Genomic DNA, 1,376 nt, shown 5'->3' on the forward strand with positions numbered 1-1,376 from the left:
CATAATCGGTCTTAGATTTATTTCTGAGGCCGATTTTTTTATGTCTGAATTTTCTCTAGAGTTACAAGCGACTGCTGAATTTCATTTTCCTGAGTCAATCGACTCATTTCGCAAAAATATCCCTATCGAATGGGTATCGGAAGCCGTTAATCAAACAGGCCGTGCCGCCGTCAGAAAGAGAAGATTCCCTGCTGAACAAGCCGTTTGGTTGGTACTTGGGATTGGTTTGATGCGTAATCGTTCTATTAGCGATGTTTGCGATAAATTGGAATTGGCTTTTCCTGATTCAAAAGGCGATTTGCCCCCCTTAGCCACGAGCAGCATTGTTAAAGCTAGACAGCGCATTGGTTATGAACCATTGCGGTACTTATTTCACACCACCGCAACTCACTGGGAAGCTGAAGGACAGTCAGACTCAGTCTGCGGTCTTAAGCTTCTTAGCGTTGATGGCACTCAATTTAAAACGCCAGAAACTGAAGATAATAAAAAGTTAGGCTACGCCAGAGGTAAAGCAACATTCCCCTCGGTCCTTGCTGTGACGCTCATGTCAACACGAACGCACCTCATTTCTGATGCCGCCTTCGGCCCCATAACAAACAGTGAAATATCTTATGCTCAACAACTTGTAGGCTCAGCCCCAGATAATTCTTTGACTCTTTTTGACCGTGGTTTCATGTCTGCAGAGCTTTTTGAATCATGGCGTGGAGCAGGAGCGAATACTCACTGGCTCACACCAATAAAAAGCAAATTTAGGTACGAAGTTTTAGAAGAATACTCAGAGCACGATAAACTGATAAAAATGCCTGTGTCACCTGATGCAAAAAGAAAATATCCTCACCTTAGGGATAGTTGGCAAGCTCGTTTGGTGCTTATTCCTGAGCCTAAAGGAGAAATCAAAGGGTTTATTACCTCACTAGAATGCCCGATTACCTACCCATTGAAAGATATCATTAACGTTTATTGGGAACGATGGGAAATAGAGCAGAGTTATGGTGAACTCAAGCAAGGTCAACTGAATAATCAAGCCATTCTTAGAAGCCAAAAAGTCGAAGGTATTTATCAAGAACTATGGGGAATTTTAATTTCTTATAACCTAGTTCGATTAGAAATGAAAAGGATGGCAGAATCTCATGACGTAGAGCCATTAAGAATAAGCTTTATCAATGCGTTAAGACTCATTCAAGATGAGTTCCTATGGTGCTCTGGACGGACACCTGGAACGATCCCTAAAAAGCTGCAAAACCTTAGGGAGAATGGAAAGCGATTAATCCTACCAAAAAAAAGAAAGCGAAAACCATTTCCAAGACAAGTGCTATATAAAGCACCACGTTACCCCTATAAGAAAAGAGCCGCTCACTGTTAAGCGAGCGGCATTA

1 protein-coding gene is annotated in these 1,376 nt (G+C 42.1%); it reads left to right on the plus strand.

Annotation, left to right across the window (positions count from 1 at the left end):
* A partial coding sequence (locus H5185_RS22155; protein WP_220494520.1) for an IS4 family transposase occupies positions 1-1,363 on the plus strand: 1,363 nt, incomplete at its 5' end.
* Between the last annotated feature and the right edge of the window lie 13 nt (positions 1,364-1,376).

Origin of the sequence: Shewanella sp. SG44-6, assembly GCF_014164185.1 — a bacterium.
GTDB lineage: Bacteria > Pseudomonadota > Gammaproteobacteria > Enterobacterales > Shewanellaceae > Shewanella > Shewanella vesiculosa.